Origin of the sequence: Streptomyces fodineus (assembly GCF_001735805.1) — a bacterium.
Lineage (GTDB): Bacteria > Actinomycetota > Actinomycetes > Streptomycetales > Streptomycetaceae > Streptomyces > Streptomyces fodineus.
On the sequence record NZ_CP017248.1, the window covers coordinates 5581932 to 5603521 of the forward strand.

At 72.5% G+C, this 21590-nt stretch carries 21 protein-coding genes and 1 pseudogene; 10 read left to right on the forward strand and 12 right to left on the reverse strand.

From position 1 onward, the window contains the following. Position 1: 1 nt before the first annotated feature. The 3 genes from BFF78_RS23910 to BFF78_RS23920 all read right to left on the reverse strand — a co-directional run bounded on the left by BFF78_RS23910 (position 2) and on the right by BFF78_RS23920 (position 4292). Positions 2-793: an enoyl-CoA hydratase/isomerase family protein gene (locus BFF78_RS23910; protein ID WP_069780269.1), complete on the reverse strand. Its 792-nt coding sequence runs from the start codon at positions 791-793 to the stop codon at positions 2-4. Continuing rightward, on the reverse strand, positions 784-3006 hold the full coding sequence (locus tag BFF78_RS23915) for an acetate--CoA ligase family protein (protein WP_069780270.1): 2223 nt from the start codon (positions 3004-3006) through the stop codon (positions 784-786). Before BFF78_RS23915 ends, BFF78_RS23910 begins: the two co-directional genes overlap by 10 nt. Before the next feature lie 95 nt (positions 3007-3101). After that, entirely contained in the window at positions 3102-4292 is a 1191-nt protein-coding gene (locus BFF78_RS23920) for a flavin-containing monooxygenase (protein ID WP_069780271.1), read from the reverse strand. Between the two features lie 223 nt (positions 4293-4515). Here BFF78_RS23920 and BFF78_RS23925 point away from each other — a divergent pair, with 223 nt between their 5' ends. The 3 genes and pseudogenes from BFF78_RS23925 to BFF78_RS48385 form a co-directional block, all read left to right on the forward strand. Continuing rightward, positions 4516-4968, forward strand: a complete 453-nt coding sequence (locus tag BFF78_RS23925; protein ID WP_069780272.1) for a DoxX family membrane protein — start codon at positions 4516-4518, stop codon at positions 4966-4968. A gap of 16 nt (positions 4969-4984) precedes the next feature. Continuing rightward, a complete protein-coding gene (locus BFF78_RS23930) occupies positions 4985-5380 on the forward strand; it encodes a Zn-ribbon domain-containing OB-fold protein (RefSeq protein ID WP_069780273.1) in 396 nt (131 codons plus the stop codon). Between the two features lie 217 nt (positions 5381-5597). Next, positions 5598-6152: pseudogene (locus BFF78_RS48385) on the forward strand (GNAT family N-acetyltransferase); the annotation flags it as partial. On the opposite strand, the gene BFF78_RS49765 reads toward BFF78_RS48385, so the two are convergent. The 4 genes from BFF78_RS49765 to BFF78_RS23950 form a co-directional block, all read right to left on the reverse strand. Next, entirely contained in the window at positions 6089-6298 is a 210-nt protein-coding gene (locus BFF78_RS49765; RefSeq protein WP_159033047.1) for a hypothetical protein, read from the reverse strand. The pseudogene BFF78_RS48385 and the gene BFF78_RS49765 overlap by 64 nt on opposite strands. Positions 6299-6393: 95 nt before the next feature. Beyond that, complete coding sequence (locus BFF78_RS23940) at positions 6394-7059, reverse strand: pyridoxine/pyridoxamine 5'-phosphate oxidase (RefSeq protein ID WP_069780275.1); 666 nt, start codon at positions 7057-7059, stop codon at positions 6394-6396. Positions 7060-7069: 10 nt separating this feature from the next. After that, the gene (locus tag BFF78_RS23945; protein WP_069783768.1) at positions 7070-7495 is read right to left on the reverse strand and encodes a pyridoxamine 5'-phosphate oxidase family protein; all 426 of its coding nucleotides are present in this window, start codon (positions 7493-7495) and stop codon (positions 7070-7072) included. 83 nt (positions 7496-7578) lie between these two features. After that, positions 7579-8751, reverse strand: coding sequence for a thiolase C-terminal domain-containing protein (locus BFF78_RS23950; protein WP_069780276.1), 1173 nt, complete (start codon positions 8749-8751; stop codon positions 7579-7581). Between the two features lie 120 nt (positions 8752-8871). Here BFF78_RS23950 and BFF78_RS23955 point away from each other — a divergent pair, with 120 nt between their 5' ends. Both BFF78_RS23955 and BFF78_RS23960 read left to right on the forward strand, forming a co-directional pair. Next, on the forward strand, positions 8872-10104 hold the full coding sequence (locus BFF78_RS23955) for an acyl-CoA dehydrogenase family protein (protein ID WP_069780277.1): 1233 nt from the start codon (positions 8872-8874) through the stop codon (positions 10102-10104). Continuing rightward, the gene (locus BFF78_RS23960) at positions 10104-10583 is read left to right on the forward strand and encodes a nitroreductase family deazaflavin-dependent oxidoreductase (protein ID WP_069780278.1); all 480 of its coding nucleotides are present in this window, start codon (positions 10104-10106) and stop codon (positions 10581-10583) included. The genes BFF78_RS23955 and BFF78_RS23960 overlap by 1 nt, the downstream gene beginning before the upstream one ends. A gap of 102 nt (positions 10584-10685) precedes the next feature. On the opposite strand, the gene BFF78_RS23965 is transcribed toward BFF78_RS23960, so the two are convergent. Further along, complete coding sequence (locus BFF78_RS23965; RefSeq protein WP_069780279.1) at positions 10686-11303, reverse strand: LysE family translocator; 618 nt, start codon at positions 11301-11303, stop codon at positions 10686-10688. Between the two features lie 82 nt (positions 11304-11385). Here BFF78_RS23965 and BFF78_RS23970 point away from each other — a divergent pair, with 82 nt between their 5' ends. Next, the gene (locus BFF78_RS23970; protein ID WP_069780280.1) at positions 11386-11838 is read left to right on the forward strand and encodes an Lrp/AsnC family transcriptional regulator; all 453 of its coding nucleotides are present in this window, start codon (positions 11386-11388) and stop codon (positions 11836-11838) included. A gap of 88 nt (positions 11839-11926) precedes the next feature. Here the strand turns inward: BFF78_RS23970 and BFF78_RS23975 are convergent, their stop codons facing one another. After that, a complete protein-coding gene (locus BFF78_RS23975) occupies positions 11927-12574 on the reverse strand; it encodes a TetR family transcriptional regulator (RefSeq protein WP_079161445.1) in 648 nt (215 codons plus the stop codon). 251 nt (positions 12575-12825) lie between these two features. Here BFF78_RS23975 and kbpA point away from each other — a divergent pair, with 251 nt between their 5' ends. Together kbpA and BFF78_RS23985 are read left to right on the forward strand one after the other, a co-directional pair. Further along, positions 12826-13500, forward strand: a complete 675-nt coding sequence (gene kbpA, locus BFF78_RS23980) for an AfsK-binding protein KbpA (RefSeq protein WP_069783769.1) — start codon at positions 12826-12828, stop codon at positions 13498-13500. 178 nt (positions 13501-13678) lie between these two features. Further along, entirely contained in the window at positions 13679-16012 is a 2334-nt protein-coding gene (locus BFF78_RS23985) for an outer membrane protein assembly factor BamB family protein (RefSeq protein WP_069780282.1), read from the forward strand. 124 nt (positions 16013-16136) lie between these two features. On the opposite strand, the gene BFF78_RS23990 is transcribed toward BFF78_RS23985, so the two are convergent. From BFF78_RS23990 to BFF78_RS24000, 3 genes are read right to left on the reverse strand one after another with little or no spacing between them, the layout of a single operon-like run. After that, on the reverse strand, positions 16137-16913 hold the full coding sequence (locus tag BFF78_RS23990; RefSeq protein WP_069780283.1) for an enoyl-CoA hydratase/isomerase family protein: 777 nt from the start codon (positions 16911-16913) through the stop codon (positions 16137-16139). Next, on the reverse strand, positions 16910-17320 hold the full coding sequence (locus tag BFF78_RS23995) for a Zn-ribbon domain-containing OB-fold protein (protein WP_069780284.1): 411 nt from the start codon (positions 17318-17320) through the stop codon (positions 16910-16912). Before BFF78_RS23995 ends, BFF78_RS23990 begins: the two co-directional genes overlap by 4 nt. A 2-nt stretch (positions 17321-17322) precedes the next feature. Further along, positions 17323-18477 carry a lipid-transfer protein gene (locus tag BFF78_RS24000; protein ID WP_069780285.1) on the reverse strand — a complete coding sequence of 385 codons (1155 nt, stop codon included), beginning with the start codon at positions 18475-18477 and terminating at the stop codon, positions 17323-17325. An 84-nt stretch (positions 18478-18561) separates the two neighbouring features. Here BFF78_RS24000 and BFF78_RS24005 point away from each other — a divergent pair, with 84 nt between their 5' ends. Beyond that, a complete protein-coding gene (locus BFF78_RS24005) occupies positions 18562-20160 on the forward strand; it encodes a FadD3 family acyl-CoA ligase (protein WP_069780286.1) in 1599 nt (532 codons plus the stop codon). 194 nt (positions 20161-20354) lie between these two features. Then, positions 20355-21521, forward strand: coding sequence for a glycoside hydrolase family 16 protein (locus BFF78_RS43565; RefSeq protein ID WP_079161447.1), 1167 nt, complete (start codon positions 20355-20357; stop codon positions 21519-21521). Positions 21522-21590 lie beyond the last annotated feature (69 nt).

A 21590-nucleotide genomic window follows, 5' to 3' on the forward strand; every position in this document is an offset into this window, starting at 1 on the left:
TTCACCGCCCCCGGAACCGCACTTCCCGCCGCTCCGCGAACGCCCGCAGCCCGTCCCGGGCGTCCTCCGTCGTCATGTTGATCTCCTGGGCCCACGCCTCCGCCGCGAAGGCGGTGGCCCGGTCCGTGTCGAGAGAGGCGTTCACCAGGTGCTTGGTCAGGGCCAGGGCGCGGGTCGGGCCGGCGGCCAGCCGGGTCGCCCACTCCCGGGCCGTCTTCGGCAGGTCGGCGTCGGGTACGACCCTGTTGACCAGGCCCAGGCGTTCGGCGTCCGGTGCCGGGAGGGCGTCGCCGTAGAACAGCAGCTCCTTCACCCGGTGGGGGCCCAGCAGGCGGGGCAGGAGGTAGGCGCCGCCGGCGTCCGGTACCAGTCCGCGCCGTACGAACACCTCGATGAAGCGGGCCGACTCGGCGGCCAGGATCAGGTCGCAGGCGAAGGCGAGGTGCGCGCCGAGGCCCGCCGCCGTGCCGTTCACGGCGGCGATCACCGGCTTCTCGCAGTCCAGGACGGCCGCGATCAGGCGCTGGGCGCCCTGGCGCAGCATTCGGGCCACGTCCCCGGGGAGCCGGTCGCCCGAGGCCGCATCGCCCCGCAGGTCGGCGCCCGCGCAGAAGCCCCGCCCGGTGCCGGTCAGGACCACCACCCGGACGTCCGGGTCCGCCGACGCCTCCGTCAGGCGGGCGACGAGGGCGTTGCGCAGGTCCGGGGTGAGGGCGTTGAGGGAGTCCGGGCGGTTCAGCGTGAGGTGCAGGATCTGGTCGCGGGCTGCCACGAGGAGGCCGGTCACTTGCACACCACCAGCGCGTCGAGCGCCACCGCCCCCTGGCCCCGCGGCAGGACCATCAGGGGGTTGATGTCCAACTCCGAGATGGACTCGCCCAGTTCGAGCGCCATGCGCTGGACCCGCAGGACCACCTCCACCAGTGCGTCCCGGTCGGCCGGCGGGCGGCCCCGGACGCCGTCCAGCAGGGCCCTGCCGCGCAGTTCGGTGAGCATGGCGCGGGCCTGGTCCTCACCGAACGGGGGGACCCGGACCGCCGCGTCGTGCAGGACCTCGACCAGGATGCCGCCGAGTCCTACCGTCACCGTCGGTCCGAAGAGGTCGTCGTGGGTCACCCCGACGACCATCTCCACGCCCTGCTCGACCATCTGGCACACCAGGATCCCGTCCAGCGCGACGCTCTCGTAGCGGGCGATGTCCGTCAGTTCGCGGTAGGCGTCGCGGACCTGGCTCGCGGAGGTCAACCCGATCTTCACCAGGCCCAGTTCGGTCTTGTGGGCGATCTGGGCGCCGGAGGCCTTCATCACCACCGGGTAGCCGACCTGGGCCGCCGCCCGTACGGCCGCCGCCGCGCTGGTCACCAGCTGCTCACGGGGCACCCGGATGCCGTAGGCCCGCAGCAGCTGTTTCGCCGCGTGCTCGCTGAGCTGCCGGCCGGGGCGCATCAGGGCCTCCGCCTTGCGGAAGGAGGGGGACGGGGTGCGCGGGGCCTCGTCGAAGGGGGAGTGGTAGTCGCCGACGAAGGTGTGGTGATCCAGCCAGGCGCGCACGGCCGTCAGGCAGTTGGCCAGGGTGCGGAAGGTGGCGACGCGGGAGGAGCCGAGCAGGACCTCGCGGTACGCGGCCTCCGTGCCCACCGGCGAGCCCCACACCACGCACACCAGCTTGTCCGTCTCCTCCGCCGCCGCGACCAGGTCCCCTACGAGTTTGTCGCTCAGGGGCGGGAAGGGGCCGGTGACCGGGCAGATCAGGACGCCGATCGACGGGTCGGCCAGGATCGCGTCGATGATCTCGCGGCCGCGTGCATCGCCGACCGGGTGCCCGCCGTTGTCCACGGGGTTGGCCACACCGAGATACGACGGTATCCACTGGTGGAGTTCCGTCTGCTTGGCCTCGGACAGGCGCGGCAGGCGCAGACCGGCCGCGGTGGCGAGGTCGGCCGCGTGGGCACCCGTGCCGCCGGAGATCGAGTACACCGCGACGCCGTCCGCCAGCGGCGCCCGCGCCCGCGCCAACAGGGCGGCCGTGTCCTGGAGTTCGTCGAGGCCGTCGACCCGTACGACCCCGAACTGGCGCATGGCGGCGTCCACCACGTCGTCGGCGCCGGTCAGCTTGCCGGTGTGCGAGGCGGCCGTACGCGCGCCGGTCTCGGTGCGGCCCACCTTCACCGCGACCACCGGCACCCCGCGGCGGGCCGCGCGGTCGGCGGCCAGCAGGAAGGCGCGGCCGTCCTTGAGGCCCTCCACGTAACAGGCGATGGCGCCGACCTCGGGCTGTTCGGCGAAGTAGGAGAGGAAGTCGGCGGTCTCCAGGTCTGCCTCGTTGCCGGTGGGCGCCCAGTGGGAGAGCCGGATGCCCAGCTCCTGGAGCGAGAAGACCGGGCGGCCCTGGTGGCCGGACTGGGTGATCAGCGCGATCGCCGGGCCGGTCAGGTCCCCCCGGAAGTGCTCGAAGGCGTTGAGGTTGGTGTTCGGGCCGAGGAGCCGGATCCCCGAGCGGCGTACGGCGTCCGCCAGCCGCCGCTGTGCCTCGGCGCCCGCCTCGCCCGTCTCGGCGAACCCGGAGGCGAAGGCGACCGCGAACTTCACCTTGGCCTCGGCCAGTTCCTCGATCACCGGCAGCGGGTCGGCCACCAGCAGCACGGCCAGGTCGACCTGTCCGCAGGGCAGTTCCGCGACGGAGGCGGCGCAGGGGATGCCGAAGACCGAGGAGCGGGTCGGGTGGACCGGGTGCACCCGTGCGCCCACCCGTTCGGCCCATGCCAGCAGCTGCCGGGTGATTCCGGTGTTCGGGCGTCCCTCCGCGTCCGAGGCGCCGATCACGGCGACGGACTCCGGCCGGAAGAAGCGGGTCAGGTCCGGTACGTCGGCGTACAGCGGTCGCCCGCTGACGTCCAGGTCGCCGACCTGGTCATGGACGACGGGTCCGGGCCGCTGCTCTCCGCAGGCGATGACCCGGGCCCGGCGGGCGTCGGTGGTGAGGGTGCCGTGGGTTGATCCAAGCATCGGTCCGCCCGCTCCTGTGAGACAGCACAAGTAAACTGACGTACTGTCAGATTACTGAACTGACGCAATGTCAGGAACGGGTCGGACGCGCAAAGTTACCGACGGGTGGTGCCGAGGTGCCTCGCCGTCGCCTTCGCTATCCTCCCGGCGTCGAGCGCCATCTCGCGGATCATCCCGCTGATCGGGTTGGTGAACCCGGTGAAGTACAGCCCGGGTGCCTCGGCCGGCGCACGGCCGCCGTGCACCACCGGCCCGCCCCGGCCGTCCAGCACCCCGAGATGGCCGACCAGCCCCTCCAGGGCCCGCGCGTATCCCGTCGCCGCTATCACGGCGTCCGGCTCGATACGGCTGCCGTCGGCGAGGACCACCTTCCCGTCCTCGAAGGACTCCACGGCGGCCACGATCTCCACCTTCCCCCGGCGCACGGCGTCGATCAGGCCGACGTCCTGGACCGGGATGGCACCCTCCCTGACCCTGCTGTACAGCCCGGTGTCCGGGCGGGGCAGGCCGTGGGCGGACAGATCCGGTACCGCGACCTTCGCCTGGAGGCGGCACAGCCGGTCCACGAGCCGTACCGGCAGCCGCCGTACCAGCACGCCCGAGTACTGCGCGGGCCAGCCGAGCGTCGAGCGGCGTACGAGGTGCGGGACGGTGCGGACCGCCAGCCGCACCCGCGCCGCCCCGCCCGTCACCAGGTCCACGGCGACCTCGGCGCCGGTGTTGCCGACGCCGACGACCAGGACGTCCCGGCCGGCGTACGGCCCGGCGTTGCGGTAGGCGCCGGCGTGCAGGAACTCCCCGCCGTACACCGCGAGGCCCGGCCAGTCGGGGATGCGCGGGGTGTGGTTGTGGCCGGTGGCCACGACCACCGCGCTGCCGGTCAGCTCGCGTCCGCCGGAGGCGTGCAGCAGCCAGCCGGTGCCGTCCCCGGCCCGCTCGACGCGGAACACCTCCACACCGGTGACGATCTCCAGCTCGTGGTGCTCGGCGTACCTCTCCAGATAGCGCACCACGTTGTCCCGGGACACCCAACGCCCGTACTTCCGGGGGATCTTCAGGCCCGGGAGCGCCGACGCCCGCCGGGTGGTGTGCAGGCGGAGGCGGTCGTAGTGGCCGCGCCAGGAGGCGCCCACCCGGTCGGCCCGCTCCAGCACCACGGCCCGTATGCCCCGCGCCCGCAGCGCGTACGCGGCGGCCAGACCGCCCGGACCGGCGCCGATGATGTAGACCGGGCGGTCGGCGGGGGTTGCGGAGAGCGGTACGGAAGCGGAACGGGAGTCGGCCATGTTCGGGAGCGTAATCACGCACCCCGTTGATGGGTCTCGGTCAAGACCGGAATTGGTTGCGGATTGATCACGGGTGTACGGGTATGGAGGGCAATCGGTGAAGGTGCAACCAATGAGTGATCACTGCGGGGCGGTCGCGGCTCCCCGGAACGGGCCGGCTTCGGGGCATTCAGGGCCGACCCGCAGGTGGGCTTCTCCGCCGATCTGACGTACCGTCAGATCCATGGACTCGATATGGCTCGACGGCGCTCAGTGGCTGGCGGTGCTGCGGATCGGTCTCGGTCTGTGGTGGCTGGAGAGCTGGCGGCACAAGGACAAGAAGGCCTGGTTCGAGCGCGGCAGCGGCATCGCCTGGGCCGCGGACGTGGCGGCGAAGCACCGCTGGACGCCGGTGCGGACGGGGTTCGAGACCGTCGTCAAACCCCACCCGAAGCCGATGGCGTACGTCGTCGCCTACGCCGAACTCTCCCTCGGCCTCGGGCTGATCCTCGGCTTCCTCACGCCCGTGGCGCTGATCGGCGGCCTGCTGCTGAACGCGATCTACTTCGTCCTGATGATCCACGACTGGGCGGAGCAGGGCCAGAACTCGATGATGGCGCTGATCTGCCTGGTCGGCTTCTTCGGCATGTCCTGGCAGGCCTGGTCGCTGGACGCGTGGCTGGGGTGGTTCCGATGAGCCCGGGGTGGTTCCGATGAGTGGGGTGCGCCACGACCTTCCCGAGCCCGACGCCTTCACCCGCCCCTACTGGGAGGCGGCCGCGGCGGGCCGGCTGCTGATCCGCCGCTGCGGGGCCTGCGGCCGGGCCCACCACTACCCCCGCGAGTTCTGCCCGCACTGCTGGAGCGAGGAGGTGACCTGGGAGGAGGCCGGCGGCCGGGCCACGCTCTACACCTGGTCCACGGTCCACCGCAACGACCTGCCGCCCTTCGGCGACCGTACGCCGTACGTGGCCGCGGTGGTCGACCTGGCGGAAGGGCCGCGGATGATGACGGAGGTCGTGAACTGCGCGGAGGGATCCCTGGCGGCCGGGATGGCGCTGCGGGTGACGTACCGGGACGGAAAACCGGTGTTCGAGCCCGGCGGCTGAGCCCGATCACGGGCGCATGCGCCCAGAGAACTGGCATCTCACCGAAGACCTGGACGAGTTCCTCGCCCGCGCGGGCGGCTTCCTGCGCTCCCGGCCCGCCCTGCACACCCTGCCGTTGACGGTGACGGACGCGCTCCGCCGCCGCGGGCTGCGCTGCTACGGCGATGAGGCGCCCCTCTTCGGCGTCCTGGACGACGGCACGGTGCGCGCAGCCCTGATGCAGACGCCGCCCTGGCCCCCGCACGTCACCGCGCTCACCCCGCGGGAGGCCGACGCCCTGGCGGTCCGGCTCGCGGAGCGGGACCGCCCGGTGCCCGGGATCTCCGGCCCGCACGAGACGGCCGAGGCCTTCGCGGCGGCCTGGCAGCGGCGCACCGGCACGGCGGCGGTGCTCGGGCGGCGTAAACGGCTCTACCGGCTGGGCGAGTTGACCGTTCCTGAGCCGAGGCCGCAGGGGCGGGCGCGGCCCGCCGGGACCGCTGACCGCGAGCTGCTGATCCGCTGGAAGGGCGAGTTCGACGCGGACACCGGTCACGGCGTCGGCACGGACCCGGCCACGTGGGCCGACACCCGGATCGCCGAGGGCGGCATCACCCTCTGGGAGACCCCCGACGGCACCCCCGTCTCCCTGGCCGGAGTCACCCCGGAGACCGCCGGCCAGGTACGGGTCGCCCCCGTCTACACCCCGGCCGGGCTGCGGGGCCGCGGCTACGCCGGCGCGGCCACGGCCGAGGTGAGCCGGGCCGCGCGGGCGGCGGCCGTACCGGAGATCCTCCTCTTCACCGACCTCGCCAACCCGACGAGCAACGGGCTGTACCAGCGGGTCGGATACCGGGCGGTGGCGGACTTCGCGGAGTGGGGATTCGGGGGCGTCCCAGGGGTGAGCCCGCCGGATGCGGGCAGCGGCCGGGCGCTCACGAGGCCGGACCCTGTCCGCGCCCCGCCGGTGCCGCCGGGGGTGACGGAGCCGCAGTCGCGTACGGTCCCGGCCCGCCCGGCGGGCCGGCGCACCGCTAAGGCCAGAGCAACGCCTTGCTCCAGCCGAACTCCGTGCTCCGGTACTCCAGCCGTACGTGCTGTCTGTCCGGGTGCCCCTGGAAGAACTCCACCGTCTGTGGGCGCAGCCGATAGAGAGTCCAGGTGGGGGACGGCTCGGCCGGGTTCTCGCGGGCCCGCTCCCAGGCCGCTTCCGACGCCTGGCGCAGTTCCTCCAGCGAGGACAGGTCCTCGCTCTGCCGCCCCGTGAGCGCGGCGGCCAGCGCCCCGGTGGAGCGGGCGTGCAGGTCGGCCAGGCTCTCCTGGGCGGGGGCCGCGGTCACCGGTCCGCGTATCCGTACCTGGCGGCCCAGCACCGGCCAGTAGAAGGCGAGGGCCGCGTGCGGGTGGGTGCTCAGGGCCCGGCCCTTGCGGCTGGAGGTATGCGTGGCGAAGGACCAGCCGTCGGCGTCGGCACCGTGCAGCATCACGATCCGTACGTCCGGCCTCCCCTCCTTGTCCACCGTGGCCAGCGACATCGTGTGCGGCTCCGGCTGCCCGGCCGCCACCGCGTCCGCGAACCAGTTCGTGAACAGCGCCAGCGGGGTCGGCGGGGCGGTGCCCGGGTCGAAGGGCCGTAGCTCGGTTCTCCCCGGGTCCCAGACCCGGAGCGACCTCAGCAGTGCCGGGAGATCAGTTCCCATTCCCCCATGCTCACACCTGGCCGAGATCCGACGACACCCACCGCTCCGGACGCATGTGGATCACCACCTGTTCCCCGTGGTTCTTCCAGGCGAAGTCGACGTAACCGTCCACCTTCTCGGCCGGCAGATAGCGCGCCGACATCTGCCGCAGCTCCTCGATCGTCGCGGGGGTCGTCTTCACCACCGGGCCCTCCACCGACACGTACCTGGCGGTCGGTTCCAGCCGGTCGACCATCAGCGTGAACCGGCCGGCCTCGCTGATCAGGGCGTTCTTACGGGAGTCCCGTCCCGTCATGATCCATACGTCTCCGCCGGGCACGTACCAGTACCAGATCGGTACGGCCAGCGGCGCCCGCCCCGGGCCCGCGTCCACCGCCAGCGCGGCCACGCGGGCCTCGGCCAGGAACGCCTCTCGCTCTTCGTGGGTCAACGCCATCTCGGTCTCCTCCTGCGGCTCGTCCGTGGCCGGCGGCGACACCGGCCGGCACGAGCCGTCTTCCCGCAGGGGACGCCGGGCGATCAGTTCCGGCCGAGCACCACCGTCCCGGACGAACAGAACCAGCCCCCCGTCCCCGAGGCGACCCCGAGCCGCGGCAGTTGTCCGTCGCCCCGCCGGACCTGCCGCTCCCCGGCCTCCCCGCGCAGCTGCCGCACCGCCTCCACCAGCAGGAACAGCCCCCGCATACCGGGATGTTGGGCCGACAGCCCGCCTCCGTCGGTGTTCACCGGCAGCCCCCCGCCCCGTACCAGCAGCCGGCCCTTCTCCACGAACGCCCCGCCCTCGCCCTTCCCGCAGAAACCCAGGTCCTCCAGGGTCACCAGGGTCATGTAGGTGAAGGCGTCGTAGATCTCCGCGAAGTCCATCTCATCGGGCCCCACCCCTGCCCGCTCGAAGGCGAGGCGGCCGCTCACCGCCGCGGGGGACACCGTGTAGTCCGGCCACTCGGACATCGCCGCGTGCGAGACGTGCTCACCGGTGCCGAGGATCCACACGGGGGCCGTACGGCAGTCCCGTACGTACTCCTCGGCCGCCAGCAGGACCGCCGCGCCGCCGTCCGAGCGCGGACAGCAGTGCAGCTTGGTGAAGGGGTCGGCGATCATCGGGCCCGCCAGTACCTCCTCGACGGTGACCGGGGTGCGGAACATCGCCTCCGGGTTCAGCGTCGCGTTGGCCCTGGCCTGGACCGCCACCTGGGCCAACTGCTCGATGGTCGTGCCGTGTTCGATCATGTGGCGGCGGGCGGCCATCGCGTACTTGGCGATCAGGGTGTGGCCGTAGGGGACCTCGAACTGCAGGGGGCCGCGGGCGCCGAAGGAGAGGTCGCCCGTCCTGCGGCCCGCCTTGATGTCCGCGCGCGCCGTCGAGCCGTAGACGAGGAGGACGGCGTTCGCGTGGCCCGCGGCGATCGCGTCCGCCGCGTGCGCCGCCATGACCTCCCAGGTCGAGCCGCCGACCGAGGTGGAGTCCACCCAGGTGGGGCGCAGGCCCAGATACTCGGCGACCTCCACCGGGGCCAGCGTGCCCAGGCCCGCCGAGGCGAAGCCGTCCACCACGGCGCGGTCGAGGCCCGCGTCCGCGAGGGCGCGGCGGGCCGCCTGCGCGTGCAGCGTGTACGGGGTGGCGTCGGCCACGCGTCCGCAGTCGGAGAGGGACACGCCGACCACGGCGACTTTCCTGCTCCCAGCCGTCATGGATCTGACGGTACATCAGACAAGGCGTCTCGCGGCAGGTGCCGTGACCCTGGGCATCCGTCCGCCGGGCCCCTAATATGACGGCCCGTCAGATGGGCTCGGGAGGGATGAGGACCCGCCATGGACACGCGCCTGACCGCCGAGCAGAACGAGATCCGCCGCACCCTGCGCGAGCTGCTGCACAAGCGGTGCGGCCCGGCGGAGCTGCGGACCGCCGTCGACAGCCCGGCCGGATGCGACCCCCTCCTGTGGTCCGCCCTCGCCGACCAGCTCGGCCTGCCCGGGCTCGCCCTGCCCGAGCGGTACGGCGGTGTCGGCTGCTCGCTCACCGAACTGGCCCTCGCCTGCGAGGAGACCGGCCGGGCGCTCGCCCCCTCCCCGCTGCTCGCCACCTCCGTCCTCACCGCGCCGCTGATCCTCGCCCTCGGCACCGGGGCCCAGCGCGCCGAGCTGCTGCCGCGCCTCGCCGCCGGCACCCTCACCGCCGCCCTCGCCGTCCCCGGCCCCGCCCTCACCACCGCGCTCGCCCTGACCCGCGACAACGCCGGGTTCTCCGCCGGCGGCGGGCGGGCCGGGGGTGTCCAGGCCCGGCGGTCCGACGGTGACTGGCGGCTGTACGGGCAGGTCGACCAGGTGCTGGACGGGCACAGCGCCGGGCTGCTGCTCGTCGCCGCGCACACCGGGGGCTTCACACGGTCGCGGACCCTGCTGTTCCTGGTGGCCGGGGGCGCGCCCGGTGTCGTACGGGCCCGGCAGACCGCGCTCGACGCGACCCGGCCGCAGGGTCGCGTCCAACTGCGGGACGTGCGCGCGGAGTTGCTCGGCGAGGAGGGGGTGGAGGTGTTGCCCGCCCTGGCCGTGCTCGGTGACGGGGCCGCCGCCGTGCTCGCCTGTGAGGCCGTCGGGGCGGCGGAACGGGTGCTGGAGCGGACCGTGGAGTACGTCGGGCAGCGCGAGCAGTTCGGGCGGCCCGTGGGGTCCTTCCAGGCGGTGAAGCATCGGCTGGCCGACGTGTACGTGGGGGCGCAGGCGGCTCGGTCGGCGGCGTATTGCGCCGCGTGGGCCGCCGGCACAGGGGCCGGTTGCGGCCCGCATGGGGCGTCCTCGCCGTCGGCGGCCGACGGGCCGTGCTCGGGCGGGCTCGCGCTCGCCCAGGCGCTGGAGGCCTTGCGGGGGGCCGCGGGGGAGGGAATCCAGCTGCACGGGGGGATCGGGTTCACCTGGGAGCACGACGCGCATCTGTACTTCAAGCGGGCGGCCGGGGACGAGCTGCTGTTCGGGCCCGTGCACCGGCTGCGGGACCGGGCCGCCGAGGCCGCCGGTCTCTTCGCGGGCGGCGAGGTGGCCGTCTGATGGCCGGGCTCGGCGTGCGGATCGTCCAGCGGGTCTCCGCCACCCGGGGCTTCGCGAAGGTCGCCCCGCATGTGGTCCCGGCCCTCGACCGGGCCGTGCACCGGCTCACCCGGGGCCGTGTCCTGCTCAGCGCCCAGCTGCTGCCCGGCGTGATCCTCACCTCCACCGGCGCCCGCACCGGACTGCCCCGCCGCACCCCACTGGCCTGCATGCCGGAGGAGGACGGCACGAGCTGGCTGCTGGTGGGCTCCAACTTCGGGCGTACGGGCCATCCGGCGTGGACCCATAATCTGCTGGCCCATCCGGAGGCTTCGATCAGCTGGAAGGGCCGCGACATCCCGGTCACGGCTCAGCTGCTGGAGGCGGAGGAGCGGGCGGCCGCGTGGACCGCACTCCTGGAGTTCTGGCCGCCGTACTCCACCTATCAGGCCCGGGTGACACGGAAAATCCGAGTGTTCCGGATCACTGCAACACCCTGAGGGGCGCGGGGCTTTGTCGATATGCGGCTCCGCCGCGCGGGCGCGACCAGCCACAACGGACCCGCAGACGCCCGACGGCTCAGCGCGGCACCCCCAGCGGAGCTACAACGTGGCCAGGCGCTCCGCCAGGAGAACCGCTCCGATCCCCAGCATCGCCGCCCCCGACGTCCGCGTCACCGCCCGAGCCGCCGCCGGCCTCGCGGAAAGCAGCGCACGCGACAACGCGCCGACCGTGAGGTAGACCGCCGCGCAGCAGGCCATGTGGAGCAGGCCGAGGGCCGCCGTCTGGACGGGGACGGGCAGGTGGGCGCCGCGCAGGGTGAGGAACTGGGGGAGGACGGAGAGGTAGAGCAGCAGGCCCTTGGGGTTCAGGCCGCTGATCGTGGCGCCTCGCAGGAAGAGGCGCCGGCCGGCCGAGGACTCGTCCGCCGCGCCGGGGATCGCCGGGCGGCGCAGCACACTCCAGCCGAGCCACAGCAGGTAACCCGCGCCCGCCACCGTCAGGGCCGTCAGCAGCTTCGGTGAGCCCGCCACCAGGACCGCGAGGCCCGCCGTCGCGAGGACCGTGTGCAGGGCGTAACCGCAGACCAGCCCGGCCACCGCGCGCGGCACCGGGCCGCCGCGCAGGGCGGTCGCGATGACGTACGCCCAGTCGGCGCCCGGTACGCACACCAGCAGCAGGTCCACGGCGAGGAAGGAGAAGAGCAGTCCCGAGTCCATGCTGGGGACATTAGGCGTGAATGGCCCGAAAGTGTTCCCGAAGTTTGCCCGGTAACCGGGACGTCGGGGGAAGATCTGCCTCATGGACGACGTGGACCGGAAAATCCTTGCCGAGCTGCAGCAGGACGGGCGGCTGACCGTGACCGAGCTGGCCGCGCGGGTGCGCCTGAGTGTCTCGCCGTGCCACCGCCGGCTGCGTGAGCTGGAGCGTTCGGGAGCCATCCAGGGCTACCGGGCGCTGGTGGACCCGGCCGCCCTCGGGCTGAACTTCGAGGCGCTGGTCTTCGTGTCCATGCGACAGGAGGACCGGGACACGGTCGCCGAGTTCGAGCGGGCGGTCGGCGAGCTGGAGCACGTCCTCGACGCCCAGCGGCTCTTCGGCGAGCCCGACTATCTGCTCCGGGTCGCCACCGCCGACCTCGCGGCCTTCCAGCGGCTGTACGACGAGCGGCTCGCGACCCTGCCGGGAGTGCAGCGGCTGACCTCGACGCTGGTGATGAAGCACGTCGTACGGGACCGGCCGCTGCCCGCGTAACACGGCAGGCGGCAGCTCACCTCGGTGAACTGCCGCCTGCCAGACAGGACTTGGGGATCGGTAAAAGCGCGCGTACCGCGGCCGTGCGTTACTTGCTCGGCTTCTTTCCCGTCACGCCCAGATGGACCAACAGCGCCAGGTTCGGCTTGAGTTCGGCCTGCTTCACACCCCAGGACTGGAAGCCCTTCTGGTGCGCCGCGACCGCCGCCAGCATCGCGACCAGCGAGCCGGCCACCGCCGCGGGATTCACCTCCTTGTCGACCCTGCCCTTGGCCTGCAGCTCGGCGATGGAGTCCGCGAGGGAGTTGTTCACCGAGTTCAGGATCTTCATACGGATCTTGTAGAACCGTTTGTCTCCCTCGGCCGCCCCGAGGTCGACCACGCGCAGGATCGCGTCGTTCTTGCGCCAGAACTCCAGGAATCCGTCGACGAGTTCCTGAGCCGTCTGCCATCCCGATTTGCCGGCCCAGGACCGCCCTTCGAGCAGTTGGGTCAATCCGGCGCCCTCGGTCGCCATGTGCTCGGCGATCTCGAGGACGGCGCCTTCGACGTCCGGGAAGTACTGGTAAAAGGTCGCGGGTGAAGTTCCCGCCTTCCGGGCGACATCGATGACCTTGACGTCCCGGTAGGGGGAGGAGCTGAGCATCTCGCTGAGGCAGTCGAGCAGTTTCTGCCGGGTCGCCTGCCCTCGCCGGCCGGCCACGCGGCCGTCGACGGTACGCACTTGTCCTGTCATGCCGTCAGCTTACCGAGGGGTGATCGGAGCGCGATTCGGCCGACTGCAAATGGGGTGTACGGGGGCTCTGAGGGTGGTGTGCCTGGTCTGCGGGGTGCGCGCGGCACGGTTACTTTGACGACATGGCCGAAAACAGGGCATCCGCGAATGAAGAGGCGGAAGAGGTAGAAGAGGCGGAAGACGCAGAAGAGGTGATCGAGGGGGAAGTGGTCGAGGCGGAAGAGGTCTACGGGGAGGGTGTGCCCTGCTGGGTGGACGCCCAGCTCGCCGACGTCGCGGCGGGCAAGCGGTTCTACGGTGAGCTCTTCGGGTGGACCTTCGAGGACGCGTACGGCTCCTCGGTCTGGGCGCGGCTGCGCGGGGAGCTCGTCGCCTCGCTGGCTCCCAAGATCGACGGCCGGATGCCCACGGTCTGGACGGTCTCCTTCGCCACGCCGGACGCCCAGGCCCTCGGCCGGCGGATCACCGCGGCCGGCGGGCAGGTGGTCATGGCCCCGTTCCCGGTGGGTGATCTCGGGGTCGCCGCCCTCGCCGCCGATCCCGAGGGTGCGGTGTTCGGGCTGTGGCAGCCGGGCAGGCACCGCGGCTTCGGGCGGCGGCACGAGCCCGGCAGCTTCGTCTGGGCCCAGCTGTACACCCGGGACACGGCCGCGGCCAACGCCTTCTATGCCGGTCTCTTCCACGACGCCCTGTTCGGTGCGGGAGCCGAGCCCGACTTCGGCCGGGCCCACGTGACCGAGCTCTTCCCGGCGGAGATGCCCCCGCACTTCCTCACCCACTTCCGGGTCGCGGATCTCGGCGATGCCCTGGGGGCCGTACAGCGGCTGGGCGGCCGTGTGCAGGCACCACCCTTCGAGACGTCGTACGGACGAGTGGCCGTCGTCACCGACAATCAGGGGGCGTCGTTCGCACTGCTGCAGCGCTGATTCGTCTTGTTTGGGCGGATTGAGTACGAGACACCCCGAATGTCACCGGGTTCGCAACCAGCCGCCCGGCCAGGAAGAATCGGGGTGCGTGCCGCCATGGCGGTGCGGTGGTGAGACGCTGCACTTCGGTCGCGTACATATGTGGGTGGCGCGGCTCGTACGGGGAGGTGGCAGGCAAGTGGTGGATCAGCTGACGCAGCACGATCCGCGGCGGATCGGGCCGTTCGAGGTGCTGGGGCGGCTGGGCGCCGGCGGCATGGGGCTGGTCTATCTCGCGCGCTCGGCGTCCGGCCGGCGCGTGGCGATCAAGACGGTGCGCACCGAGCTGGCCGAGGACCAGCTGTTCCGGGTCCGCTTCACCCGTGAGGTGGAGGCGGCCCGCGCGGTCTCCGGTTTCTACACGGCGGCCGTTGTCGACGCCGACCCGCGCGCCGCCGTGCCCTGGCTGGCCACGGCGTATGTCCCGGCGCCCTCGCTCGAGGAGATAGTGAACGACTGCGGGCCGCTCCCGGCCCAGGCCGTGCGCTGGCTCGCCGCGGGCGTGGCGGAGGCCCTCCAGTCCATCCACGGCGCCGGGCTGGTCCACCGCGACCTCAAGCCGTCCAACGTGCTCGTGGTCGAGGACGGCCCCCGGGTGATCGACTTCGGCATCGCCTCCGGGGTCTCCAACACCCGGCTGACCATGACGAACGTCGCCGTCGGCACCCCCGCCTACATGTCCCCGGAGCAGGCGAAGGACTCCCGCAGCGTCACCGGCGCCAGCGATGTCTTCTCGCTCGGCTCCATGCTGGTCTTCGCGGCCACCGGTCACCCGCCCTTCCACGGCGCCAACCCGGTCGAGACCGTCTTCATGCTGCTGCGCGAGGGCCCGGACCTCACCGGCCTGCCCGACGAGCTGCGCCCGCTCATCGAGGTCTGCATGCAGATGGAGGCCACCGCCCGGCCCACCCCGGCCGACCTCCAGGCCCAGCTCGCACCCCACCTCTTCGGCTCCGGCTCCGACGACAGCGGCACCGCCTCCGCCTGGCTGCCCGAGAAGGCCGTCGCCCTGATCGAGGCCCGCCGCGGCGGCCGCCCCGCCGCCAAGCCCGCCCCGGCCCCGGCCGGCGGCCCCAGGAGCGGCGGCCGTGCGGCCGTACCCCCGCCGCCGCCGTACGACCCGTCCGTCGCCGTCGGCGCTCCCGACATCGGTCCGGTCCGGCTGGCCGGCGCCCAGGTGCCCATCGGCCCCGGCCCGCGCGTCGCCGACGCCCGCGCCGCCGCCGTCAAGGCACCCCCGCCGGAGGCCGGCCTGGTCGCCAGCTGGTCCCGCCCGCGCCCCGGCGTCGCCGGCGCCGACCCCGCCGCGGCACCCGTCCCGCCCCAGCCCCCGGAGACCGCGAACGGCTGGCGGCCCTGGCGGTTCCGCATGTCCAACGAGGTCTGGGGCACCCCCGCCGTCGACGGCGACCTGGTCTACGTCACCTCCTTCGAGGTGCACGCCCTGGACGTGGCCACCGGCAGGCGGCGCTTCAAGACGCGGGACGTCGCCTGGTCCATGGCCGTGGCGGACGGCCGGATCCTTGCCTCCGACGGCCCGACCCTGTTCGCCCTGGACGCCCGCGAGGGCACCGATCTGTGGCGGCTGTCCACGGACGCCTGGGTCTACTCCCTCAAGGCCGACCACGGCACGGTCGTCACCGGCACCCGCGGCGGCGGCGTGCAGGCCTGGGAGGCCGCGAACGGCCAGAAGCTGTGGGAGATCGCCGGCTGCCAGACCGACTTCGAGTCCCCCGAGGCCGGCCCGCTCGTCCACGACGGCACGGTCTACGTCTGGCAGGACGCCCGGCTGCGCGCCCTGGAGGCCCGCACCGGCGAGGAGCGCTGGTCGTACCCGGTCGGCGACGCGGCCTCCTGCGGCGGCGTGCCGGTCCGCCTGACCCCCGCCCCCGACGGTTACGTGTACGTCTGCGCCGGCACCCGGGTCCTCGCCATCGACGCGGCGAGCGGCATGGTCCGCTGGCACTTCGAGGCGCCCGCGGTCTTCCTGTGCCCGCCGGCCTTCGCCCCGGGCCCGGCGGTCACCGGTGGCGGCCTCTACCTGGCGGACTATCTGGGCACCGTCTACGCCCTGGACGCCACCGACGGCCGTGACCGCTGGCGCATCGCCACGGAGGCCCGCTCGTCCATCGAGCCGGTGCTGGTGGCGGCCGGTCACGTCCACGTGGGCAGCGGCAAGGGCCTGTACACCCTGGACGCGGTCACCGGCACGCCCAAGTGGCGCTTCCAGGCGGGCGGCGACGTCGTGGGCGCCCCCGCGGTGGCGGAGGGCCGTATCCACTTCGGCTCCACCGACCATCTGCTCTACACCCTGAAGTCCGACGACGGCCGCCTGCGCTGGAAGCTGGCGACGGGCGGCGAGATCACCGGCTCCCCGGTGGTCAAGGACGGCGTGGTGTACGCGTGCAGCAAGGACCGGTGCGTGTACGCGCTGGACGCGGAGAAGGGGACGGGCACGGCCCGCACGGCGTGAGGGCGCAAGGACGCAAGAGGGATGTGCGACGGCCGTCGTACCGGTGTGTCACGGAAGGGCTCCAGACGGCGGCCGTCCCAGGGCTGACGCTACCCCGGGTGCGCGTTCCCCGCCACGCGGTCACTCACCGTGTCCGCGGCTCGGTACGGTCCCTGTTCCCGAACAGCTCCGCCTGCCCCTCGGCCGGCAGATTGCCGAGCGCGATGAGCGAGGGGGCCTGGGCGAACGCCTGGGCCAGGGCCGCCTGTCCGGCTGCCCACAGCGCCCGCACGGTGCCCTGCACCCCCTTCGGCGGATACCCGGCGATGACGGAGGCACAGCGCACGGCGCCCGCCAACGCCTCACCTTCCTCCGTGACTTCCGACACGAGCCCGATCTCGTGGGCCCGCCGCGCGGAGATCCGCTCGGCGGTCCCCATGAGCATCATCCGGGCCGCCTCCCCGTACGGCATCCGGGCGGCCATCAGCATGGACTCGTAGGCGCTGACCATGCCGTAGGTGGTGTGCGGATCGAAGAAGACGGCCGTCGGATCGGCGACGACGAACTCGCACTCGCCCAGCAGGTAGAAGGCACCCCCGCAGGCCATCCCGCGTACCGCGGCCACGACCGGCTTCCACAGGTCGTTCGCCTTCGGCCCGACGGCCAGCAGCGGATCGTCCTGCATGTAGGGCGACGAGGGCTGCGGTACGACGACGTCCCGGTCGATCCCGGTGCAGAACGCCCGCTCCCCGCTCCCGGTGAGCACGACGGCCCGCACGGAGTCGTCGAACCGCAACGCCCGCCAGGTCTCCTTGAGTTCGTGAGCCGTGTCCAGGTCGATGGCGTTGAGCCGCTGCGGCCGGTCGAGGGTGACGACGGCGACCCCGGTGACCTTGTCGGCCTCGACCCGCACGCCGTTCATACGAGCACCCACCGGGGCAGCCCGCCGTCGCCGAAGACGACCTGGACCCGGGCGCCGATCCTGAGCCTTTGTGGATCCAGGGAGTTGAGGGGCGCGCCGGCGTGGGTGACCAGATTCCCGACCAGCCGTATGCGCGGCGCGTCCTCCAGCTCCACCACGACGACGTTGTACGGCGCCTGTTCCGCGTAGCCGGGCAGGAGGGGCGGATGCGGCACGACGTACGACCAGATCCGTCCGCGCCCGCCGGTGAGCCGCCACTCGCTCGCGAAGGACTGGCAATGCGGGCAGCAAGGGCGGGGCGGGAAGCGGGGTTCGTGGCAGTCGCCGCAGGCCTGGACGCGCAGTTCACCCCGGGCGGCGTACTCCCAGAACGGGGCGCCGGCGGTGTCGGTGACGGGGTTCAGCATGATCAGCTCCTGAGCAGGAGAGCGGAGGTGGGCACGCCCTCACCGGCCGTGACCAGACAGGTGGCGGCACCGGGCACCTGGGCGGTACTGGTGCCGCGCAGCTGCTTCACCCCTTCGTTGACGAGGTTGAAGCCGTGCACATAGGCCTCGCTGAGCCCGCCGCCGCTGGTGTTGAGGGGGAGCCGCCCGCCGATCTCCAGGGCCCCTCCCTCGGTGAAGGCGCCCCCTTCCCCCCGCCCGCAGAAGCCGTACCCCTCCAGCGAGAGCGGGATGAGGACGCTGAAGGCGTCATAGATCTGCGCCACGTCGACGTCCTCCGGCGTGAAGTCGGCGTGTTTCCACAAGTGCCGGGCGGCCGTCCAGGAGGGCCCGGTGAGGGGGTCGTCGTTCCAGTAGTTGACCATGCCGTGGTGCTGGGCGGGCAGCCCCTGGGCGGCGGAGTGGACGTACACGGGTCTCCTGGCGCAGTCCCGGGCGCGTTCCCTGGACACGAGGACACAGGCGAGGGCCCCGTCGGTCTCCAGGCAGTTGTCGAAGAGGCAGAGCGGCTCGCTGATCCAGCGGGAGGTCATGTACATCTCGCGGGTGAGCGGCCGTTCGTACATGACGGCCGCCGGATTCTGGTTGGCGCGGTTGCGGCAGGCGAGGGCGACGTTGAAGAGGTGGTCGCGGGTGGCGCCGTACTCGTGCATGTACCGCCGTGCCAGCATGGCGATCTCGTCGGCGGGCCGGAGCAGCCCGAAGGGCCGGGTCCACTGGGCCGGAGTGGGCAGCTGTACGGCGGTGTTCGTCCAGGGCCGGGGCCCGCTGCCCCGCTTCCGTGACCGCCAGGCGACGCCGACCGTGGCCTGCCCCGAGGCGATGGCGGCGGCGAGATGGGCGACGGTGGCACAGGAACCGCCGCCGCCGTACCCGACCTTGCTGAAGAAGGTGAGATCCCCGAACCCGACGGCCTTCGCGAGCTCGACCTCGTCGGTCTCCTCCATGGTGTAGGAGGCGAGTGCGTCGACCTCACCGGGCGCGATCCCCGCGTCGTCGAGCGCGGCGAGCACGGCCCGGCAGGCAAGCGTCTTCTCGTCCTCCGCGAGCTGCCTGGCGAACGGGGTCTGTCCGATCCCGACGATGGCGGTGGCGTCCTTGAGCCCGGTTGCTGCCATGGCGTCCCCCTCACGGCGTCCTGACAGTGCGTCAGATTACAGCTAATCTGACGGACAGTCAGCTGCGTGTACAGGGGGCCTGTGATGAGCGACTGGGACACCATCCCCGACCTGGTCCGGTGGTCGGCCGGGCGGTACGCGGACACCGAGGCCGTGGTCGAGGGCCGCACGAGGATCACGTACGCCGAACTCGGTGCGCGGGTGGAGCGCGCGGCGGCGGCCTGCCTGGCGAGCGGGGCGCGGGCCGGCGACCGGGTGGCGGTCTGGGCCCCGAACTCCCTGGACTGGATCGTCTCGGCCCTCGGCGCGGTGACGGCGGGCGCGGTCCTGGTGCCGCTCAACACCCGCTTCAAGGGCGCGGAGGCGGCGGACGTACTGCGCCGCAGCGGGGCGAGGCTGCTGTTCGTGACGGGCACGTTCCTGGGCACGTCGTATGTGGCGTCCCTGCGCCGGGCGGCGGGGGAGGGGGCTGCGACGGGCCCGGGTCCACTGCCCGGCCTGCCGGAACTCCGGCAGGTGGTGGTCCTGTCGGAGGACGCGCCACCGGACTTCCGCACGTGGAAGGACTTCCTGGCGGGAGGGGAGGGTGTGTCGCCAGCCCAAGTGCGCATGCGAGCAGGGGAGTTGGAAGGCGGGGCGCTGTCGGACATCATCTACACGTCGGGTACGACGGGCCGCCCCAAGGGCGCGATGATCACGCACGAGCAGACCCTGCGGGCGTACGACATCTGGGCGGACCTGGCGGGACTGCGGGTCGGTGACCGCTACTTGATCGTCAACCCCTTCTTCCACACCTTCGGCTACAAGGCCGGGGTGATCGCCTGCCTGATGCGGGGGGCGACGATGATCCCGCAGCCGGTGTTCAACGTGGAGACGGCGCTGGCGAACATAGCGGCGGAGCGAGTGTCGGTCCTGCCGGGCCCGCCGACGCTCCACCAGTCATTGCTGGACCACCCCTCCCGGGACGCCCACGACCTCTCGGCGCTGCGGCTGGTGGTGACGGGCGCGGCGGTGGTGCCGTTGCGGCTGGTGGAGCGGCTGAGGGGGGAGCTGGGGGTGGAGACGGTCCTCACGGCCTACGGCCTCTCGGAGGCGAGCGGCATCGTCACGATGTGCCGGCGCGGCGACGACCCGTCGGTGATCGCGTCGACGTCGGGGCGGCCGATCCCCGGCACGGAGGTGAGGGTGGTGGACGCCTTTGGCGCTCCGGTGCCCACCGGCACACCGGGCGAGGTCCTGGTCCGCGGCTTCAACGTCATGCGCGGCTACTACGAGGACACGGGGGCCACCTCCGAAGTGATCTCCGCGGAGGGCTGGCTGAGCACGGGTGACGTGGGCGTCCTGGACAAGGCGGGCAATCTGTGCATCACGGACCGTATCAAGGACATGTTCATCGTCGGCGGCTTCAACGCCTACCCGGCGGAGATAGAGCAACTGCTGGACACCCACCCGGATGTGCGGGAGGCGGCCGTGATCGGCGTCCCGGACGCACGGCTGGGAGAGGTCGCCAAGGCGTTCGTGGTGCGCAGGCCGGGCTCGACCCTGACCTCGGACGACCTGATCGCCTGGTCCCGCCGCGAGATGGCGAACTACAAGGTGCCGAGAATGGTCGAGTTCGTGGCGGAACTGCCGCGTAATGCGAGCGGGAAGGTGATCAAGGGGGTTCTGCGGGGCCTGATGTGAGCGGGTTCACCTTGACGCCCTGTCGATCATCTGATGTGAGTCAGATCTCGTTGTGGGTGCACGGCGGGTCTGCCTAGCCTGCGGAGGTCCGCATCAGACGGACTCCGCCGCCGGAACGCCGAGTCATGCGGGGACCCGACAGTGGTCCGAGCGGGACAGCTCACCTCGCAGGCGTCGCAAGAAAGCCCCCCACCATGCGCCTTTCCGTCTCCCCTGCCCGCGTGGGCGTGGTCGGCACAGCCGCCGCGCTGCTGCTCCTGCCGCTCGCCAACCGGGCCGACGCCGCCACCTCCGTCACCCAGGACCGGCTGACCCCGACCGCGATGACCGCGGGCGTCGCCACCTCGGCCCAGCTGACCGTGCACGCGGCCGGTTGCTTCACCGCCAAGACCCTCGGTGTCGGCGTGCGGGACGCGGCCGGCAAGAACCTCGACTTCCCGGGCAACGCCTCGAATGTCCGAATATGCCCGAGCGGTGCGCGCTTCACCAGCGCCCGCCGCGCGTTGCCGGCCGGGGCGTACACGATCTTCGGCTTCTGGCGGGACTCCGGCGGAGCCTGGCACAACCTGCCGTCGCACCGGCTGACCGTCACCTCGGGCTCGACCACTCCGGCCCCGACGGCCACACCGACCCCGACCCCGACCCCGTCGCCGTCCGGTGGCGGCGGCTCGCCGATCGCGGGCAAGTCCGTGGTCTGGTCGGACGACTTCTCGGGCGGCATCGCCTGGGGCTCGAAGTGGGTCGGCGACAAGTCCTCGTCCTACCACTACGGCAACCACAACCCGGACGACAACAAGCTCGACTGGCTGGACCCGGGCGACGTCACGGGCTCGAACGGCGTCGCCACGTTCACCGCCCAGCCCTCCTCGCACACCCTGGAGAACGGCAAGCGGGCCTGGACCACGGGTCTGCTCACCACCGAGGGCTCCAGCGAGGGCTTCAAGGTGAGGACCGGTGACTACGCCGAGACGCGGGTCAAGCTGCCCTCCGGCACCGGCGCCTGGCCGGCCCTGTGGACCTGGAAGGACGGCAACGGCGAGATCGACTCCTTCGAGTACCACCCGGACCACCCCAACGTGCTGGAGCTGACCAACCACGTCACCTCCGGCTCCGCCGACTACGCCGACTCCGGCGCGGTCCGGCCCGGACAGTGGGTCACCATCGGCACCCATTACGGCGCCAACTCGGTGGACTGGTACGTCGACGGGCGGAAGGTCTACTCCGACGGCCACGGCGTGGGCAGCAACTTCTCCGCGTACCTGATCCTCAACCTGTCGGTCAGCGCCGGCAAGTACCACCCCGCGCCCACCGGCTCGGCACCGCTCACCATGCAGGCGGACTGCGTGAAGGTGTACCGCTGATCAGCCCTCGAGCGCCCCGAGGAAGGCGGTCCAGGCGAGGGGCCGGAAGAGGAGTTGGCGGAGCCCCCC

What these genes read in the sequence shown, in the direction of transcription:
- BFF78_RS23965 (WP_069780279.1), bottom strand. Translation starts at nt 11,303, where the DNA reads ATGGACTCGGGACTGCTCTTCTCCTTCCTCGCCGTGGACCTGCTGCTG.
- BFF78_RS23960 (WP_069780278.1), top strand. Translation starts at nt 10,104, where the DNA reads ATGGCCGGGCTCGGCGTGCGGATCGTCCAGCGGGTCTCCGCCACCCGG.
- BFF78_RS23920 (WP_069780271.1), bottom strand. Translation starts at nt 4,292, where the DNA reads ATGGCCGACTCCCGTTCCGCTTCCGTACCGCTCTCCGCAACCCCCGCC.
- BFF78_RS23970 (WP_069780280.1), top strand. Translation starts at nt 11,386, where the DNA reads ATGGACGACGTGGACCGGAAAATCCTTGCCGAGCTGCAGCAGGACGGG.
- BFF78_RS23945 (WP_069783768.1), bottom strand. Translation starts at nt 7,495, where the DNA reads ATGGCGTTGACCCACGAAGAGCGAGAGGCGTTCCTGGCCGAGGCCCGC.
- BFF78_RS43565 (WP_079161447.1), top strand. Translation starts at nt 20,355, where the DNA reads ATGCGCCTTTCCGTCTCCCCTGCCCGCGTGGGCGTGGTCGGCACAGCC.
- BFF78_RS23930 (WP_069780273.1), top strand. Translation starts at nt 4,985, where the DNA reads ATGAGTGGGGTGCGCCACGACCTTCCCGAGCCCGACGCCTTCACCCGC.
- BFF78_RS23975 (WP_079161445.1), bottom strand. Translation starts at nt 12,574, where the DNA reads ATGACAGGACAAGTGCGTACCGTCGACGGCCGCGTGGCCGGCCGGCGA.
- BFF78_RS23940 (WP_069780275.1), bottom strand. Translation starts at nt 7,059, where the DNA reads ATGGGAACTGATCTCCCGGCACTGCTGAGGTCGCTCCGGGTCTGGGAC.
- BFF78_RS23925 (WP_069780272.1), top strand. Translation starts at nt 4,516, where the DNA reads ATGGACTCGATATGGCTCGACGGCGCTCAGTGGCTGGCGGTGCTGCGG.
- BFF78_RS23995 (WP_069780284.1), bottom strand. Translation starts at nt 17,320, where the DNA reads ATGCTGAACCCCGTCACCGACACCGCCGGCGCCCCGTTCTGGGAGTAC.
- BFF78_RS23950 (WP_069780276.1), bottom strand. Translation starts at nt 8,751, where the DNA reads ATGACGGCTGGGAGCAGGAAAGTCGCCGTGGTCGGCGTGTCCCTCTCC.
- BFF78_RS23990 (WP_069780283.1), bottom strand. Translation starts at nt 16,913, where the DNA reads ATGAACGGCGTGCGGGTCGAGGCCGACAAGGTCACCGGGGTCGCCGTC.
- BFF78_RS24000 (WP_069780285.1), bottom strand. Translation starts at nt 18,477, where the DNA reads ATGGCAGCAACCGGGCTCAAGGACGCCACCGCCATCGTCGGGATCGGA.
- BFF78_RS23955 (WP_069780277.1), top strand. Translation starts at nt 8,872, where the DNA reads ATGGACACGCGCCTGACCGCCGAGCAGAACGAGATCCGCCGCACCCTG.
- BFF78_RS23915 (WP_069780270.1), bottom strand. Translation starts at nt 3,006, where the DNA reads ATGCTTGGATCAACCCACGGCACCCTCACCACCGACGCCCGCCGGGCC.
- BFF78_RS24005 (WP_069780286.1), top strand. Translation starts at nt 18,562, where the DNA reads ATGAGCGACTGGGACACCATCCCCGACCTGGTCCGGTGGTCGGCCGGG.